Raw genomic sequence first — 16,846 nt, 5'->3', positions numbered from 1 at the left:
GTGTAGTAGTCGGCGTTGATCTGCAGGTACCGCTCGCCCTTCTCGTCGAGCTGATCGTCGGGGAAAATCGCCTCCACCGGGCACTCATCGATACACGCGCCACAATCGATGCAGGTGTCGGGATCGATGTAGAGCATCTCCGCGGTCAGGAACTCCGGCTCATCCGGCGTCGGATGAATGCAATTGACCGGGCACACCGCAATACAACTCGCATCGTTGCAACACGGCTGGGTGATCACATGCGCCATCGGGGAGATCGCTTCCTGCTGAGGGATGGTCGGTCATCGCAGAGACGACGTCATTCGAGGGAGATCGCCGCCTTGGGACAGTTCGCGACGACCTGGCGCATCTCGTCGCGCCGATCCTCCGGGACGTCCTCCTGGAGGATCTGCAGATAGTCCTGGTCGTCGAGATCGAACACATCAGGAGCCATCCCGACACACACCGCGTTCGACTCGCACAGGTCGAAGTCCACTCGAATCCGCATGGCGGGCATTCCCTTCTCCGTCAGGTGTCGCCGGGCGTCGACCTGCCCGTCCTCACCGAACCCATGTCGGCAGTCGAAGGGTCTCGGTCGGCCCGCCGCAAGGTCAACGGTCCGAGAAGATGTTGACGCTGCGGGTGGGATAGCAGCGACGGCCTGCCTCGCACGGCGTGGTCGTGTCCAGCGATTTCGGCGCACCACCCATCACTCGGTCTCTCACGCTGCGAGCGGCCGAGGTGCCGTCAGAGCGTGATGCCGGAGGTCAGGATGCCCGCCAGTTCGCGGTAGGCAGCGGCGTCGTCGAGTCCGGTGGCGGCGTGGACCCCACGCTGCTGGATCCGCACCATCATCGTCGCCACGAGGTCGGCGGCGAACGCCGCGTGCACGTCACGGAACGCACCGGACCGCACACCCTCGGCGATGAGTTCCTGAACGCGGTCTGCCGCCAGTCGGGTGTTCTGCTCGTAGACCTCGCGAGCCGGCGCGAACGCGTCCATGTCGGCCATGAACTGCGCGGACGCGGTCCCGAGCTCCTCGCCCACCGCGGACAAATACGCGGCGATCCGGTCGCGGGGGTCGCTCACCTCGGCGACGCGGGCCTCGACGGCGTCGGTGGCGCGGCGGAAGAAGTGCACCGTCCCGGCCCGCACCAACTGTTCCTTGCTGCCCGCGAGCGTGTACAGCGTCGTCTTCGAGCAGCGCAGTCGCGCAGCGATCTCGTCGAGGGTGAGGTGGGCGAAGCCCTCGCCGAGGAACAGGTCGAGGAGGTTGTCGAACAGCTCGCCGCGCCGACGGGTCGCGAAGGTCGGCGTCGTGGTCATGCGCCTCATGATACTGGCGAGGTTCTTGCAGTACTGCCCCACCGGATAGTACTTTCGGACGTGCCGCAGTACTGTCCGACCCCGTGAGGAGCCCGCGTGCCCGTCGATCGCCTCCTGCCCACCGACGAGGCCCATGACCTCATCGCGCTCACGCGGGACGTCGCGGATCGGGTGCTCGCGCCGATCGTCGACGAGCACGAGAAGTCGGCGACATACCCCGCGGGCGTCTTCGCGAGACTCGGCGAGGCGGGGCTGCTGAGCCTCCCGTACTCCGAGGAGTGGGGCGGTGGCGGCCAGGGCTACGAGGTGTACCTGCAGGTGCTCGAGGAGGTCGCCGCCCGCTGGGCGACGGTCGCCGTCGCGGTCAGCGTGCACGGACTCGCGTGTCACCCGCTCTTCGCGTTCGGCACCGAGGAGCAGAAACAGCGATGGCTGCCGGAGATGCTGGGCGGCACCACGATCGGCGCCTACAGCCTCTCCGAGCCACAGGCCGGGTCCGACGCAGCCGCACTGACCTGCAAGGCCGTGCCCACCGGGGACGACTACGTGATCAGCGGGACGAAGGCATGGATCACCCATGGCGGGCTGGCCGACTTCTACAACCTCTTCGCACGGACGGGCGAGGGATCCAAGGGCATCTCGTGCTTCCTCGTCCCCGGCGACACCGAAGGCCTGACCTTCGGTGCCCCCGAGGACAAGATGGGCCTGCACGCCGTCCCGACCACCGCCGCCTACTACGACAAGGCCACCATCCCTGCCGAGCGCCGCATCGGTGCCGAGGGACAGGGCCTCCCGATCGCGTTCAGCGCCCTCGATTCCGGGCGCCTCGGGATCGCCGCCGTCGCGGTGGGCCTGGCCCAGTCGGCGCTCGATGCCGCGGTCGACTACGCGCACGAGCGGACCACGTTCGGTCGCAAGATCATCGACCACCAGGGACTCGGGTTCGTCCTCGCCGACATGGCCGCCGCCGTCGACTCGGCGCGGGCGACGTACCTCGACGCCGCCCGGCGTCGAGACGCCGGAGCCCCGTACTCGCGGCAGGCCTCGGTCGCGAAGTTGATCGCCACCGACGCCGCCATGAAGGTCACCACCGATGCGGTGCAGGTGTTCGGCGGATACGGCTACACGCGGGACTATCCCGTCGAGCGCTACATGCGCGAGGCGAAGATCACGCAGATCTTCGAGGGCACCAACCAGATCCAGCGCCTGGTCATCAGTCGCTCACTGGCCCGCTGACCAGACCCCGTCCGGTGACGAGCGGCAGGTCGAGGGCCGTCACCAGTCCCGGACGGGCTGCGACGACGGCCTCCACGGCGTTCACCAGGCGCATGGCGGTCGTGATCATGCCAGAGATGTTGTGGTCGCCGTTCTCGCCCTTGTGGACGAAGTCGACGGTCATCATCGGCTCTCCGGTGATCTCGACGCGATAGCAGCCGTCACCGTTCGTCGGCGTCGGCCAGTCGGGGCGCTGCGCCGGGTGCGTTCGCGTGATGTGGTCGAGGACGACGCGCTCCACGCCGTCGACGAGGCCGGCCACCTGGAACCGCACGGCCGCCATCGTGCCGGCGGCGATTTCCACCGAGACCGTCGAGATGTCCTGCTCCGCCGCGTGTTTCTCGACGTGCTCCACCAGCGGCTCGTCGAGGACCAGATCCAGGCCGGCGGCGATCTGACGCACCACACTCCCCCACGCCATCGACAGCACGCCGGGCGTGAACAGCATCGGGGTCTCGTCGAGCGGTTTGCCGAAGCCGAAGATGTCGCGCATGACGACGGGTTGGTAGTAGGTCGAGTAGTCGGCGATCTCGTAGCACCGCACCTGGTCGATCCGCTGCGACAGGCTTGTGAACGACAGAGGCAGAACGTCGTTGGCGAACCCGGGGTCGATGCCGTTGACGTGCAGGCTCGCGTTTCCCTGTACCCCGGCCGCGTGCACCCGCTGGACGAGGTCGTCGGGGACGACGCCCGTCGGGAACTGCAGCAGCACGGGCCCCGACGACACGACGTTGATGCCGTTCTCGAGGAAGAACACGAGATCGTCGATGGCCTCGAAGATCCGGTCGTCGGTCATCGCCGTGTGCACGATGGCGTCAGGCTTCAGCGCGATCAGCGCGTCGCGGTCGTTCGTCGCCTGCACACCGAGGTCGCGACCCAGGTCGGCGAGGTCACCGGCATCACGACCGACCTTCGCCGGATCCGAGACCCACACACCAACCAGTTCGAGTTCCGTGCGGGCGTCGATGCCGGCGATCGCATGCCGTCCGACGGTCCCCGTCGACCACTCCACCACTCGCAGCGTCATCGTCACCTCTCGTCATCGATTGCCCCGCGAGGCGAGGGTAGAACACGTTCTAGTTCTGTCGGGTCGGATTCACCGACTCCCCGCCGTCGGTTGGGCACCAGGAACCACTGGTTTGGGCAGGTGGGACACGCCCGGGCGGGAAGACCGCCCACTCGACTGCGCCTGCCGCCCAACGAACGGCTCCGGGTGCCCAACGAACGGTGCCGGGGTGCGGGCCGGGAGGTCAGCCGAAGAGGGCCGGCAAAGTGCCCTCGTGCACCGACCGCAACTCCTCGAGCGACACCGTGAAATGGTCCTGGATCTCGACGGAGTCCATCGCCTGGTCGGCGACGCCGACGCGATCCCACGGCAGCTGACGGGCGTCGAGCATCGCCGTGAAACGGGTCTCCTCGGAGCGCGGGACGCTGACGAGCACGCGGCCGGACGACTCGGAGAACAGGTACACGAACGGGTCTGCGCCCTCGGGCAACACGATCCGACAGCCGGACTCGCCGGCCAACGCCGACTCGACGACCGACTGCGCCAGTCCTCCCTCGGACAGGTCGTGAGCCGACGAGATCAGCCCGTCCCGCGATGCGGCGGTGAGGATCTCGGCGATCAGACGCTCACGGTCGAGGTCGACCGCCGGCGGGACACCGCCGAGGTGGTCGTGGACGACCTGAGCCCAGATCGACCCGTCGAACTCGTCACGTGTCTCGCCGAGCAGGATCAGCGTCTCGCCCGGCTCGGCGCCGAACCCGGTGGGGATGCGGCGATGCACATCGTCGATGACGCCGAGCACGCCGACGACCGGCGTCGGGAGGATGGGTGTCGAGCCGGTCTGGTTGTAGAAGCTGACATTGCCGCCGGTCACCGGGATGCCGAGATGGGCACAGCCGTCGGCCAATCCGCGGACCGCCTGCGAGAACTGCCACATCACCGCCGGGTCCTCGGGCGAACCGAAGTTCAAGCAGTTCGTGACCGCGGTCGGGGCCGCGCCGGTGACGGCGACGTTGCGGTAGGCCTCCGCGAGCGCCAACTGCGCACCGCGGTACGGGTCGAGGTAGGTGTAGCGCCCGGACGCGTCGGTCGCGAGGGCGATCCCCCGACCCGACGACTCGTCGATGCGGATGACACCCGAGTCGGCGTACTCGGCCAGCACCGTGTTCCCGCGGACGTAGCGGTCGTACTGCTCGGTGATGAACTTGCGACTACACAGAGCGGGCGACGCGATCATGCGCAGCAATGTCTCTCGCAGCTCGTCCGACGTCGTCGGCCGCGCGAGCCCGGCTGTGGTGGAACCGATGACCTCGTCCTGCCAATCGGGACGCTGCACCGGGCGCTCGTAGACCGGGCCCTCGTGGGCGACCGTGCGGGGCGGGACGTCGACGACGGGCTCACCGTGCCAGGTGATCTCGAGCCGATCGCCGTCGGTCACCTCACCGATCACCGTGGCCAGCACGTCCCATTTGCGGCAGACGTCCATGAACGCCTCGACGTTGTCGGGGCCGACGACAGCACACATGCGTTCCTGCGACTCGCTCGAGAGCACCTCCGCGGGTGTCATCCCCTCGGCGCGCATCGGCACCTTCTCGAGGTCGACGTGCATCCCACCGTCGCCGGCCGCCGCGAGTTCCGATGTCGCGCAGGCCAGTCCGGCACCGCCGAGATCCTGGATGCCGATGACCAGACCCGCGTGGTAGAGCTCGAGACAGCACTCGATGAGCACCTTCTCGGTGAACGGGTCGCCCACCTGCACCGACGGCAACTTCTTGCGGTTCGGGCCGGAGGTCTCGCCGTCGTCGTCGAAGGTCTCCGACGCCAGCACCGATACGCCACCGATACCGTCGAGGCCGGTGAGGGCGCCGAACAGGATGATCTTGTTGCCTGCGCCGGAGGCGAACGCCAGATGCAGGTCCTCGGTACGCAGCACGCCGGCGCACAGTGCGTTGACGAGCGGGTTGCCGGCGTAGCTGGGGTCGAAGACCGTCTCGCCGCCGACGTTGGGCAGGCCGAGGGAGTTGCCGTAGCCACCCACACCGCGCACCACGCCGTCGACGACGCGGCGGGTATCGGGGGCGTCGGCCGGACCGAACCGCAGCTGGTCCATCACCGCGATCGGCCGGGCACCCATGGCCATGATGTCGCGGACGATGCCGCCGACACCGGTCGCCGCTCCCTGGTAGGGCTCCACGTACGACGGGTGGTTGTGCGACTCGACCTTGAACGTGACGGCCCAGCCGTCGCCGATGTCGACGACGCCGGCGTTCTCACCGATCCCGGCGAGCATCGGCGACCGCATCTCCTCGGTGGTGGTCTCGCCGAAGTACCGCAGATGGACCTTCGACGACTTGTAGCTGCAGTGCTCGGACCACATCACCGAGTACATGGCCAGTTCGGCGTCGGTGGGGCGACGACCCAGGATGTCGCGGATCCGCGCGTACTCGTCGTCCTTGAGTCCGAGCTCGCGGAACGGTTGCGGGGTGTCGGGGGATTCGGCGGCGGAGGAGACGGTATCGACCTGTGCGCTCACCGCGCCATCGTAGTGGGTGAGGGCCACCCGACTCCTGCCCGGCCGGTGGGCGCCGGCGGTCGCCGCGGCTAGGGTTGTCGGCGGACATTCGTAGGTTTGTGCAGCGAGGGGGCGCGGTGGCCGACATCCGTCAGGCACGACAGTTGTTCGACTTCGGCATCCTGTCGCTCGGCATCCCCGTCGACGGCCAGGAGGCCGCCCGCGACCCCGGCCAGGCGGCACTGGCTTTCCAGCGCGCGTCCGAGCATGCACCGGACATGGCCGACGCCTGGCTCGGCCGGATCGCGTGCGGCGACGACGCGTCGCACAACCTGGCGAACCTCTACCGCACCCGCGGCGTCCTGCACCACGAACTGCGGCGGCTCGGACTCCCGGCGGGCACGCTCGTCGGGCGGTTCGCGACCGGCCTCTACATCGACTACCCGATCACCTCGGTCACCGACGTCGTCGCCGGATACGCCGCGTCGCTGATCACCGGGCTCGACCACGACGGCGCCGAGGAGGTCCTCGACGAGATCCCCGCCCACGAGGCCACGCCGATCGTCACCTACGTCCGGGCGATGCTGCATTTCACGACGCAGCGGTGGCCCGACGTGCTGTCGGTGTTGTCGAGCGCCGCGGCCACCTGGACCGACGACTACATGCTCGCGGGTGCGAACGTGATGATCGGGTCGGCGTGTGCGCAGCTCGGCATGTTCACCGAGGCCAACCGACGGCTCGAGCAGGCCGAGGTCGGGCCCATCCCCGCGGCCGTCACCGCCGCGATGTTCACCCACGGGCTCGTCATACGCGAGGAGGGGCACGAGGACAAGGCACGGGCACTGTTCGAGCAGGTGTACTCCCGCGACCCGAACTTCGCGGCCAACGCCGAGGCGCTACGCGACCCGCGCTACCGACTCGTCGTCGTCGACCCCGAGCGCATCGCGCGGCGGACGAAGAAGTGGGACCCGTCGTCGGTGCCCGAGGAGCCGAGCGGCATCGACGCCGCGGCGTCCGGAGCGGGCAACGACCGCCTCGCCGAGGCCAAGGCCGAACTCGACCGTCAGGTGGGCCTGGCGTCGGTGAAGAACCAGGTCGCGAAGCTGTCGTCGGCCGTCGCCCTGGCCAAGGTCCGCGCCGACAAGGGCCTCGCCAGCCAGTCCCGCAGCCTGCACCTCGCATTCACCGGCCCTCCCGGCACCGGCAAGACCACCATCGCCCGCATCATCGCCAAGACCTACTGCGGGCTGGGGCTGCTCAAGTCCGACTCGATCGTCGAGGCGAGCCGACGCGACATGGTGGGCGAACACCTCGGCAGCACCGCGCCCAAGACGTCGGCCCTGATCGACCGCGCGCTCGACGGCGTCCTGTTCATCGACGAGGCCTACACGCTCATCCAGACGGGCCTCTCCGGCGGCGACGCGTTCGGCCGGGAGGCCGTCGACACGCTGCTCGCGCGCATGGAGGACAACCGCGACCGGCTCGTCGTGATCATCGCCGGCTACGACGGGGAGATCGACCGCTTGCTCGCCGCCAACGACGGCCTGGCGTCCCGGTTCGCGCGTCGCATCCGCTTCGACTCCTACCAGCCGAACGAGCTCGCCGAGATCGCTGAGGTCATCGCGAAGGCCCGCGACTCGCAGCTCCCGGCGGAATCGGTGCGCGTGATCCAGGAGGCGTGCATGCCGCTGTACTCGACGGCGGTCACCGATCAGAGCGGCAACGACGTCAGGCTGATCGATCTCGCGGGCAACGGCCGGTTCATCCGCAACGTGATCGAGTCCGCGGAGGAGGAGCGCGAGTTCCGTCTCAGCTCGGGCGAGGTCGACATCACCGACCTCGACGCCGACGCGCTGATGCGGATCGAGCCACGCGACGTGCAGACCGCGATCGACCAGATCCTCACGTCGATGAACCTGCACGCGCGCGTCCGCTGACCCATCCACCGCACACGACGGGCACCTGTCCGATATAACCGGTGTCAGGCGCCGCACGGGGGTGCGCGTCGAGGTCATCGTGCAGTCGTCGGGAGTTCGATGGAGTACCGCGTGCTCGGGCCGCTCACGGTCGTCCGCGACGGGTCCCGGTGCGAACTGGGATCGCCCAAACAGCGGGCGGTCCTCGCGATGCTGCTCCTCGAGCGGGGCCGTGCGGTGTCGACCGATCGGCTGTGCGAGGCGATCTGGGGCGACGACCAACCGGGCAACGCGATGTCGAGCCTCCACGCCTACATCTCCAACCTGCGACGGATCCTGCGTGACCCCGAGTCCGGCACGTCCCCGATCGTCCGACAGGCGCCCGGGTACCTCGCCGACATCCCCGCCGACGCCGTCGACCTCACCCGTTTTCGCGATCTGACGACGCGGGCTCGCGCGCTCGGCGACGAGGGTCGATGGACGGAGGTTCTCGCCGCGACCGACACCGCACTCGGGCTGTGGCGGGGTCCACTGCTCAGCGATCTCGCCGACCTGCCGTGGGTCGCGGTGTACGCCGCCGGCCTCGCCGAGATCGAGACCGACTGCCGGGACAGCCGGATCGCGGCGCTGCTCGCGGCCGAACAACTCGCCCCCGCCGTCGAGGAGTCCGCGGCCCTGCGCGATCAGAACCCGTTGCGGGACAGGTCGTCGTGGCTCTCGGCGGTCGCCCTCTACCGTGCGGGACGTGCGCCCGACGCACTGGAAGTGCTGCGCGAGCACGCCCGTCGACTCGACGAGGAGCTCGGCCTGGAACCCGGGCCCGAACTCCGGGCGGTGCAGAAGTCGATCCTCACCCACGACCCCGAGCTGGCCGCCTGGCCGCGCCGACCGGGCTGGACCGGCGCGCACGGGGCACAGGCGCCCGAAGCGCCTCCCGAGGAGCCGACAGCGACGGTCCGCACCTCCCCCACCTCCCTCGTGGGCCGCCGACGGGAGGTCGACGCGATCGACCGCGCCGTCGCCGAGTCCCGCGCGGGGACCACGCGGTGGCTGACGTTCGTCGGACCGCCCGGGATCGGCAAGACCCGACTCGCCCAGCACGCGAGCGCCGAGGCCGGTGGCGCCGGCGGGCGGGTCGTGTGGGCACGCAATCCCGAGGAGACCACCCCGGCCTGGTGGACGCTGCGTCAGGTGGTGCGCGGGCTCGACGTCGACGTCGACTCCGTCGCCGCGGCACCCGATGGCGTCGACGCGGACACCGCGCGCTTCGCGATCTACGAACGCGTGCAGTCACTGATCGAGGACGCGGCCCGCGAGGCGCCGCTGACGCTGGTGATCGATGACATCCAGTGGGCCGACCCGGCGTCGGTGGGTTGCCTGGCGTTCCTCAGCAGCGCCCTGAACGGGGTCGCGGTCCTCGTCGTCCTCACTGTCCGGGAGGGCGAGCACGACGCGTCCGTGTCCCGTCTGCTCGCCGCGACGGCCCGGGACACCGGCAACCGGCATCTGGCGGTGCCGCCGCTCAGCGCGGCGGAGGTGGCGACGCTCGCGGATCAGGTGGCCGAGGAGTCGCTCACCGATCGCGAGCGCACCGACCTCGCCGAACGCACCGGCGGGAATCCCCTGTTCGTCTCGGAGTACGCGCGCCTCTCCAGCGACGAACGCGCCGGTGGCGACATCCCGGTCGCCGTCCGGTCAGTGCTCGACCGGCGCCTGGCGTCCCTTCCCGACGACGTCCGCGAGGTGCTGCAGGTGGCCGCGGTCATCGGCGACGAACTGGACCTGCGCGCACTCACCGCCGTCTCCGGGACCCCGGCACCGGCCATCGCCGAGCTCCTCGACCAGGCGGCCGACCACCGCATCATCACCGCCGCCGGAGACGCCGACGGCTACGTGTTCGCGCACGGTCTGCTGCGGCAGGAGGTCCTGGCGACCATGCGGTCCTCGGCGCGAGGCCGTGTCCACGCGCGCGTTGCCGACCACCTCGGGACGTTGCGGCCGACGGGCGACGTCCTGGGCCGGCGCGCACACCACATGGTCGCGGCCGGCCCGCTGGTCGACCCGCTCGACGTCGTCGCGGCGTGTTCGGCCGCCGCCGACGACGCCGCCGCCCGCTGGAGCTCGGAGGTCGCGGCCCGCTGGTGGCGGACGGCCATCGAGACCTACGGGCTCGTCGAGGCCGACCGCCAGGTGGCCTCGGTCCGCGACGACCTCACGATGTCGCTGTTGCAAGCCGAGTCGCGGGCCGGACGCGGCCAGACCGTCATCGACACCGCGCGGGTCCAGATGCTCGAGGCGATGGACGCCGGACGCGTCGCGACGACGGGCAAGCTCGCCGCCGCACTGCTCCGCTCGAGCGGCGGATGGCCCTGGCAGGCACCCACCGCCGACCCCGGCCCGATCCTCGACGTCCTCGAACGCGCACGGCGCTTCACCGAGGACGACCCGGTGGCGCACACCTCGGTCCTCGCCGCGCTCGCCGTCGGCCACTGCTACAACCCCGACTCGACCGTCCCCGCCGAATGTCTCTCGCGCGCCGACGAACTCGCAGCCGCTTCCGGTTCGACGGACCTGACCGCCGACGCACTGCTCGGCTACCTGCTCACCTACTCCGGGGTCGCGCACCACAGCCAGGACAGCCTCGAGCGCATCGCGCACCTGCAGTCACTCGACCACGCACAGTCGCGCGTCGACACCGTCATCGGCCACTCCGTCGCCACCATGGCAGCCATGAGCCTGGGCGACGTCGCGCTCGCCGAGCGTCACCTCGCCGCCGGCATCGCCGGGAGCGAGGAACTCCGGTTGCCGGTGGTCCGTGCCCAGCTGCGGTGGATGGAGTCGACGATCGCGCTGTGGCACGGCGATCTCGCCGGAGCACGCCACCAGTACCAGGTCGCGCGGGAGGTCCACGAACAGACCGAGCTCTACGTGGCTGGCAGCGGGATGATCGCGCTCATGACCTACGCCTGGGAACGAGGAGCCCTGGCGGAACTGGGATTCACCTCCGACGACCCGCTGCGGTGGATGCAGAGCGTCGTCGACGAGGGCGGCGACAACGGCATGGTCGGCGTCGTCGTCGCGGGCACCGCGGCGATCGCCGGCGCCCGCGGCGACCGCCGTGTCGTCGAGACGATGCTGTCGCGGTGGTGGGCGAATCGCGGTGCGCACGTGTGGACGACGCTGGGGACGGCGACACTGCTCGCACATGTCGCCGTCGACCTCGAACTCACCGATCACTTCGACCGGTTCGTCGACGACCTCGCCCCGTACGCCGACCGCGTCGCCATCATCGGACAGGTCGGCTGCGTCGGACCGGTGTCGATCGCGCTGGCCCGCCTGCATGCCGCACTCGGCGCGGTCGACGAGGCGCGACAGCAGGCTCGGTTCGCGCTGGCCCTGGGCGAGCGCACCGACGGTTTCCCCACGGTGCTGCGTGCCCGCCTGCTGCTCGCCCGGCTGGCCGACCCCTCGCCGTCCCGGGACGCCGAACTCGCCGACATCGGCAGCCGTGCACGCGAGCTCGACATGCTCGGCGTGGCCGCCGCGGTCAGAGCCGGGTAGGCGTCCCAGCCCGCTCCAAGCACTCTCCAAGCGGTCCCGCGCACTGTTCTGACCGAGCCCCACGACGACTCCGCGGATCCGGGCCCGCGCCAACAGGAGAGACACCATGACCACAGTCCTGCCCCCCATGACCACCGAGGCAGCCGAGGCTGCCGGCACCGATGCGGTCACCGCGCTGCGAAACGCCGTCACGGGCATCGTCGCCGCCCCCGGCGAGCCCGGGTACGAGCGCGCGGTGCCGTGGAGCGTCTCGGTCCCCGTGACCCCCTGCGCGGTGGTCATCGTGGCCGACGCCGACGACGTCGCGTCGACCATGCGAGTCGCGGCGGCGCACGGCCTGACCGTGGCGGTCGCCGCCACCGGCCACGGCGCGGTGCCCGTCGACGAGACCTCGATCCTCGTGCACACCAGCGCCCTCACCGACTGCGTCGTCGACCCGGCCGGACGGACGGCCCGGGTCGGCGCCGGCCTCCAGTGGCAGAGCGTGATGGACGCGGCGACCCCGCACGGTCTCGCACCGCTGGTCGGCTCGTCGCCGGCGGTCGGTGTCGTCGGCTTCCTCACCGGCTGCGGGATCGGGCCGCTGGTGCGCACCTACGGCCTGTCCTCCGATCACGTGCGCGCGTTCGAGCTCGTCACCGGCAGCGGTGAGCAGATGCGCGTCACCCCCGACGAGCACGCCGACCTCTTCTGGGGACTGCGCGGCGGCAAGGGGACGCTCGGGATCGTGACCGCCGTCGAGATCGACCTCATGCCACTGTCCGAGTTCTACGGTGGCGCACTGTACTTCGACGGCGGAGACGCGGCAGCGGTGCTGCGTGCCTGGCGCGACTGGAGCGCGGACCTGCCCGAGGACACCAACACCTCGATCGCGTTCCTTCAGCTGCCCCCGCTGCCCGACGTACCGCCGCCGCTGGCAGGCAGGTTCACCGTCGCGGTGCGCTACACGTCGGTCGCCGATCCGGTCGACGCCGCGGCCCGGATCGCACCGATGCGTGCCGTGGCACAACCGATCATCGACATGGTCGACGTGATGCCCTACGCGGCGATCGGTGCCGTGCACGCCGACCCCCTCGACCCGATGCCCGCAGTCGAACAGCACGTGCTGCTGTCCGAGCTGCCCGATGCAGCGGTCGACGCCGTGCTGACCGGCGCCGGACCGCAGTCGGGATCGCCGCAGGTTGTCGTCGAGATGCGTCGCCTCGGTGGGGCGTTCGCCCGGCCGGCCGCCATCGACAGCGCGTTCTGCCAGCGCGGCGCCGAGTACACGCTGATGACCATCGGCGTCCTCGCGCCGGAGATCGCCGCGATCGTCCCGGTGCACTCCGCGGCCCTGATGTCGTCGATGGCGCCGTGGGCGACGGGCGGCCAACTGCCGAACTTCGGCGCCTCCGCGGACGCCGCGCGCATCGCGCGGTGCTACGACGAGGACACCCGCCACTGGCTGGCCGCCCTGGCCGAGCAGTACGACCCCGCCGGGGTGCTGCGGGTGGGACAGGTCGTGCGCCACACGCGCTGAGGTGATCCTCGTGAACGCCCTCCGACCCCACGGTCGGAGGGCGTTTCGTCGGCGCGCCCCGCGGGAACACCCTCGGCCGACCCCCAGGAGATGAGACGACATGACCCGCTTCCCCCGCCTGGCGAACGTGGTCGTCGACACGCGCGACGTCCGACGGACGGCGGAGTTCTACCGTCTGTTGCTCGACCTGGCGTACCGCAAGGGCGACGAGCCACCCGCCGACGGGACGGACACCGCCGACTGGCTCGTGCTCTATACGCGCGACGGCCATCGTCTGCTCGCGTTCCAGCAGGCGGACGACCTCCGCGAGACCACATGGCCGTCGCCGGACGTCCCGATGCAGCTGCACCTGTGCTTCTACGTCGACGATCCCGACCGGCTCGACGGCGAGGCGCAGCGGGCGCAGGACCTCGGCGCGACCCTCCGTAGGCACCGCACGGACGACCCCGACGAACCCCTGTACGTCCTCGCCGATCCGGCCGGCCACCCGTTCTGCCTCTACACGCATCCGGGCGTGCCGCCGGACAGCCCGCTGTGACACGTCGTTCGGCCCGGCGCAGGGAATGCCCGTCGGTCCACGACTGTCGGTACTGACCGACACACGACGACACGAGGGGGCTGCCATGACGCAGGGACGACTGACCGGGACGGTCGCGGTGATCACCGGGGCGTCGAGCGGGATCGGCGAGGCCACAGCGCACGCGCTGGCCCGCGAGGGGTCGACGGTGGTGCTGCTCGCGCGACGGCTCGACCGGCTGAGCGAGGTCGTCGAGGCGATCGAGTCCGACGGTGGGCAGGCACGGGCCCGCGAGGTGGACGTGACCGACGCGGCCGCCGTGGCCGAGGTCGTCGGGGACGTCGGCGAGGAGTTCGGGTGCATCGACATCCTCGTGAACAACGCCGGGTTCCTCGCGAACGGGCCCGCCCTGGAGGCCGACCTCGACGAATGGCACCGCATGGTCGACGTGAACGTGACCGGCGTCCTCAACACCACCCACGCGGCGCTGCCGCTGGTGACCGCGGCGGTCGGGCGGGCGCGCGGCGTCGCGGACATCGTCACGGTCAGCTCGCTCGCGGGCCGACGCGTCCCCACCCCCGAGAGCAACGTCTACTCCGCGACCAAACACGCGGTCACCGCGTTCTCCGAGGCAATCCGCCGCGAACTGGTGCCGCGCCGGGTCCGGGTCGGCCTCGTCGAGCCCGGGGTCGTGCGAAGCGAGATGACCACCGGCGGCGGCAAAGGCGCGCCGGACGCGACGCACGGTGATCCCCTCGTCGCCGAGGACATCGCCGACGCGATCCTCTACATCGTCACCCGGCCCGACCACGCCGCGGTCGGCGAGATCGTCATCCGACCCAGCGAACAGGAACGCTGACCGGGTCAGCTACCGAACAGTAGTCCGCCGAGGAGCAGAGGAAGCAGCGTCGCGACGCCGACGACGGCACTGCCCACCCCGAGTACACCGAGTGCGACTCCCGCGTCTGCGGCACCGCTGTCACCCCCGGACCCGCCCGATATCCCACCGTGTCGGGAGCATGCACCGCTTCGGTTCTCGGCGTGGCTGTACGTGCCGTCCTTGCACCGGATCGAGCTCGTCGAACCGTCGGGCGTCGGGATGCATCGGCCGCGCGAGTTCTCGTAGTACCCCGATCCGCATCCGTCGCTGACGGAGTGGGCGACGCCCGTGTCCGCCGAGGCTGCGGGCACGCCACCGAAGGTCGGCGCCGCGACGAGCACACCGACGGCGAGGACCAGGACAGCGAGGGCGGTTGAGAACCTGCCCACCACGCGAGATGTCATGCCCCGATTGTCCGATGGGCCCGATCGTCACGTGGTGCGACACACGGGTCATGTCTGCTGAGCGATCTACCCTCCGACCCTGATGACGGCGCGGCATGATGGCGCGATGGGGTCGGGGGACGTCGAGGGCGCGGCGGCACGCGCGGACGACGATGACGAACAGCGTCGTGCGGTGATAGCGGAGTCCTGGCAGCGGTGTCGCGCGATCGGACTCGACCGCGGGGCGAACCCCCGCTCGTCACCGATCGGCCCGGCGTTCTTCGACTACCGCCGGTCGCACGCGATGCACGCCGTCCAGGCTCTCCTCGAGGAGACCATCGGCGACGAGAGCGTCGGCACCGACAGCTTCGTCTTCATCACCGACGAACGTGCCGGTGGCCTGTGGACGTCCGACCGGGAGGGCCCCCGCGCACAGCTGCACAGCCGCTCGCTCGCCGTGCTGCTCTCGGAGGAGTCGGCGGGCACCACCGCACCGGCGCTGGCGCTGCTGTACGGCAGCGAGATGCAGGTGGACGGACCCGAGCACTATCTCCACGCACTCGCGAACCTCTGGGCCGCGGCGGCGCCGATCCGCGACGAGGCGACGGGACGTGTCATCGGGACGGTCTGTGTTGCCACCGTGGGCGACCAACCGACGGCGCAGAAGGTCTCGCTGATCGCCCTCCGGTCGATCGTGCGGCTGATCACCGACGGCCAGGCGCTGGACGTCGTCGCACCCGTTCTCGCCGCCGGGACCGCCGCCGACGGTGCGCGGGTGGTGACGTGCGGGCCTGATGCGCCCCGTGTCGTCCTCTCCGACGGCACCGACCGTCCCCTGACCCGCCGGCAGTGCGAGATCCTCGTGCTGCTGGTGTGGCAGTCCTCGGGTCTGAGCGCCGAGCGGCTGGCCGTCGCGCTGTCGGAGACGTCGCTCGATCCCGTCACGGTCCGGGCCGAGGTGTCCCGACTGCGCGCGACCGTCGGCGGCGAACTGCTGCGCTCGCGGCCGTACCGCCTCGACCCGACGGTGACCTGTGACCTGGTCGACGTCGCCACGGACGCGACGGCCGGGCGACTCGAGCGCGCCGTGTCGGTGCTGTCGTCGGGGTGCGTGCTCGCCCACAGCACCGCGCCCGGGGTGATCGAGATCGTGGACGAGGTCGTCTCGGACGTCGGCAGTGCCGCCTTGGCCTCACCCGACGTCGCGGCGCTCGAGATGTGGACGTCGACGGTGTGGGGTCGGCGCGACGAGGGCGCCTGGCGTCGGTTGGCGGAGCTGTCCGACGACCCGCGCACCGCGACGCGGGCCGAGGGGCGGGCGTCACTGATCGACCGCCGTGATCAGCCCCTCTGACCTGCCGACCAACGTTCACCAACGTCGGACTTTCCCGGCGCAACTGACATGCAACCCCGTGTTCCCTATCGTGGCCCGGACACGCGCAGAGATGAATGCGGATTCAGGGGGCGAATCATGACCGTGCAGGCAGACCGTCACGAGACCGGGATGGCCGACGACCACAGGGAAGCCGAGATGCTCCGGTGGTTCTTCGACGAGATGCTGCCGCGATGGGATGCCGCGTTCGCCGGATCGGTGGGCCCGCAGGTGATCGCCGACCTCTGCGCCACCCCGATGATCGTGGACACCTGCGATTCGCTCGTCCGCGCGCGCGACCACGCCGACCTGACCTGTCTCCTCGGCACGCTCATCGAGTCCCTCCGTCCCGCCGGGGTCGACCACGTCCTCGCCCCGGACTGCTGCGTGACCGCGTACGGCGATCTCGCCGGTGCGGTCGACGTCATGTGGTCGCTCCGTGCGGCCGACGGCGCCGAGGTCCTGCGCCTGGCCGGGCGTTACGACATCGCGCGCCTCGACGGGGAGTGGCGCGTCACCGCCGCGCACGTCCGACCGACCGACGAGACGACGCTCGACCGGGTCTGGACACCGACCCCCGCGCACGAGATCGGCTGACCC

14 protein-coding genes are annotated in these 16,846 nt (G+C 70.5%); 8 read left to right on the top strand and 6 right to left on the bottom strand.

What is annotated here, in order from left to right; translation table 11 throughout:
• From Q1A98_RS12375 to Q1A98_RS12365, 3 genes are all read right to left on the bottom strand, one after another.
• On the bottom strand, positions 1 to 248 hold a 248-nt coding region (locus tag Q1A98_RS12375; RefSeq protein WP_299573787.1), incomplete at its 3' end, for a ferredoxin family protein.
• Between the two features lie 50 nt (positions 249 to 298).
• Positions 299 to 487 carry a ferredoxin gene (locus Q1A98_RS12370; protein WP_299573786.1) on the bottom strand — a complete coding sequence of 63 codons (189 nt, stop codon included), beginning with the start codon at positions 485 to 487 and terminating at the stop codon, positions 299 to 301.
• A 239-nt stretch (positions 488 to 726) separates the two neighbouring features.
• A complete protein-coding gene (locus Q1A98_RS12365) occupies positions 727 to 1,305 on the bottom strand; it encodes a TetR family transcriptional regulator (protein ID WP_299573783.1) in 579 nt (192 codons plus the stop codon).
• A 96-nt stretch (positions 1,306 to 1,401) separates the two neighbouring features.
• Here Q1A98_RS12365 and Q1A98_RS12360 point away from each other — a divergent pair, with 96 nt between their 5' ends.
• Complete coding sequence (locus Q1A98_RS12360) at positions 1,402 to 2,541, top strand: acyl-CoA dehydrogenase family protein (RefSeq protein ID WP_299573781.1); 1,140 nt, start codon at positions 1,402 to 1,404, stop codon at positions 2,539 to 2,541.
• Here the strand turns inward: Q1A98_RS12360 and Q1A98_RS12355 are convergent.
• Together Q1A98_RS12355 and purL are read right to left on the bottom strand one after the other, a co-directional pair.
• Positions 2,519 to 3,607 (bottom strand): diacylglycerol kinase, encoded by a 1,089-nt coding sequence (locus Q1A98_RS12355; protein WP_299573778.1) that lies wholly within the window; start codon positions 3,605 to 3,607, stop codon positions 2,519 to 2,521. The genes Q1A98_RS12360 and Q1A98_RS12355 overlap by 23 nt on opposite strands.
• Before the next feature lie 223 nt (positions 3,608 to 3,830).
• Complete coding sequence (gene purL / locus Q1A98_RS12350; protein WP_299573776.1) at positions 3,831 to 6,119, bottom strand: phosphoribosylformylglycinamidine synthase subunit PurL; 2,289 nt, start codon at positions 6,117 to 6,119, stop codon at positions 3,831 to 3,833.
• A gap of 116 nt (positions 6,120 to 6,235) precedes the next feature.
• Between purL and eccA the strand changes: the two genes are divergently transcribed.
• From eccA to Q1A98_RS12325, 5 genes are all read left to right on the top strand, one after another.
• Positions 6,236 to 8,035, top strand: coding sequence for a type VII secretion AAA-ATPase EccA (eccA, locus tag Q1A98_RS12345; RefSeq protein WP_299573773.1), 1,800 nt, complete (start codon positions 6,236 to 6,238; stop codon positions 8,033 to 8,035).
• Between the two features lie 111 nt (positions 8,036 to 8,146).
• Positions 8,147 to 11,575 (top strand): BTAD domain-containing putative transcriptional regulator, encoded by a 3,429-nt coding sequence (locus Q1A98_RS12340; protein ID WP_299573770.1) that lies wholly within the window; start codon positions 8,147 to 8,149, stop codon positions 11,573 to 11,575.
• Between the two features lie 106 nt (positions 11,576 to 11,681).
• Positions 11,682 to 13,094: an FAD-binding oxidoreductase gene (locus tag Q1A98_RS12335; RefSeq protein WP_299573767.1), complete on the top strand. Its 1,413-nt coding sequence runs from the start codon at positions 11,682 to 11,684 to the stop codon at positions 13,092 to 13,094.
• Between the two features lie 100 nt (positions 13,095 to 13,194).
• The gene (locus tag Q1A98_RS12330) at positions 13,195 to 13,632 is read left to right on the top strand and encodes a VOC family protein (protein WP_299573764.1); all 438 of its coding nucleotides are present in this window, start codon (positions 13,195 to 13,197) and stop codon (positions 13,630 to 13,632) included.
• Positions 13,633 to 13,717: 85 nt separating this feature from the next.
• Positions 13,718 to 14,470, top strand: coding sequence for an SDR family oxidoreductase (locus Q1A98_RS12325; protein ID WP_299573761.1), 753 nt, complete (start codon positions 13,718 to 13,720; stop codon positions 14,468 to 14,470).
• A 5-nt stretch (positions 14,471 to 14,475) separates the two neighbouring features.
• On the opposite strand, the gene Q1A98_RS12320 is transcribed toward Q1A98_RS12325, so the two are convergent.
• A complete protein-coding gene (locus Q1A98_RS12320; RefSeq protein WP_299573756.1) occupies positions 14,476 to 14,895 on the bottom strand; it encodes a DUF3761 domain-containing protein in 420 nt (139 codons plus the stop codon).
• Between the two features lie 82 nt (positions 14,896 to 14,977).
• On the opposite strand from Q1A98_RS12320, the gene Q1A98_RS12315 reads away from it, so the two are divergent.
• Together Q1A98_RS12315 and Q1A98_RS12310 are read left to right on the top strand one after the other, a co-directional pair.
• A complete protein-coding gene (locus Q1A98_RS12315) occupies positions 14,978 to 16,228 on the top strand; it encodes a hypothetical protein (protein ID WP_299573754.1) in 1,251 nt (416 codons plus the stop codon).
• A gap of 117 nt (positions 16,229 to 16,345) precedes the next feature.
• The gene (locus Q1A98_RS12310; protein ID WP_299573752.1) at positions 16,346 to 16,843 is read left to right on the top strand and encodes a hypothetical protein; all 498 of its coding nucleotides are present in this window, start codon (positions 16,346 to 16,348) and stop codon (positions 16,841 to 16,843) included.
• Positions 16,844 to 16,846 lie beyond the last annotated feature (3 nt).

Origin of the sequence: uncultured Williamsia sp. (genome assembly GCF_947494875.1) — a bacterium.
In the GTDB taxonomy this organism is placed as follows: Bacteria; Actinomycetota; Actinomycetes; order Mycobacteriales; family Mycobacteriaceae; genus Williamsia_A.
Note: the sequence above shows the minus strand (reverse complement) of the source record. Positions and strands in the feature narration are given on the sequence as shown.

Excerpts from the sequence above, each read along its gene's own strand:
- Q1A98_RS12330 (WP_299573764.1), top strand. The coding sequence starts at position 13,195 with ATGACCCGCTTCCCCCGCCTGGCGAACGTGGTCGTCGACACGCGCGAC.
- Q1A98_RS12310 (WP_299573752.1), top strand. The coding sequence starts at position 16,346 with ATGACCGTGCAGGCAGACCGTCACGAGACCGGGATGGCCGACGACCAC.
- Q1A98_RS12365 (WP_299573783.1), bottom strand. The coding sequence starts at position 1,305 with ATGACCACGACGCCGACCTTCGCGACCCGTCGGCGCGGCGAGCTGTTC.
- Q1A98_RS12335 (WP_299573767.1), top strand. The coding sequence starts at position 11,682 with ATGACCACAGTCCTGCCCCCCATGACCACCGAGGCAGCCGAGGCTGCC.
- Q1A98_RS12315 (WP_299573754.1), top strand. The coding sequence starts at position 14,978 with ATGACGGCGCGGCATGATGGCGCGATGGGGTCGGGGGACGTCGAGGGC.
- Q1A98_RS12355 (WP_299573778.1), bottom strand. The coding sequence starts at position 3,607 with ATGACGCTGCGAGTGGTGGAGTGGTCGACGGGGACCGTCGGACGGCAT.
- Q1A98_RS12370 (WP_299573786.1), bottom strand. The coding sequence starts at position 487 with ATGCGGATTCGAGTGGACTTCGACCTGTGCGAGTCGAACGCGGTGTGT.
- Q1A98_RS12320 (WP_299573756.1), bottom strand. The coding sequence starts at position 14,895 with ATGACATCTCGCGTGGTGGGCAGGTTCTCAACCGCCCTCGCTGTCCTG.
- Q1A98_RS12325 (WP_299573761.1), top strand. The coding sequence starts at position 13,718 with ATGACGCAGGGACGACTGACCGGGACGGTCGCGGTGATCACCGGGGCG.